Raw genomic sequence first — 381 nt, forward strand, 5'->3', positions numbered from 1 at the left:
AGCGAACAGAATCCAACATCCGCTGTGGCAATTTCTGGCTACCATCCATCGCAATCTGCCAGGTTCGATGACGTAACGCCGGGTTGCTATAGCGTGCAATTAATCGGTTAGCGTAATCTTGCAAATCAACGCCCTGCACTTTCAGCGTCGGCGCTTGTTCCTGCAACATCAAGCCATACGCCGCATAACGATAATGTTCATCTTCCATGCAGTCATTAATGTGCTGATATCCAGCAAGATAACCCAAATACGCCAGGAATGAATGACTGCCGTTGAGCATGCGCAACTTCATCTCTTCATAAGGCAGCACATCACTAACCAGTTCGGCTCCCGCTTTTTCCCATTCTGGACGTCCGGCAACAAAGTTATCTTCTATTACCC

At 48.3% G+C, this 381-nt stretch carries 1 pseudogene; it reads right to left on the minus strand.

Going from position 1 to position 381, the window contains the following annotated elements:
• Window positions 1-381, minus strand: a pseudogene (locus K9U41_RS23795) (fructuronate reductase); the annotation flags it as partial.

The sequence above is a fragment of the Xanthobacter autotrophicus genome (genome assembly GCF_029991245.1).
GTDB classification, from domain to species: domain Bacteria; phylum Pseudomonadota; class Alphaproteobacteria; order Rhizobiales; family Xanthobacteraceae; genus Xanthobacter; species Xanthobacter autotrophicus_C.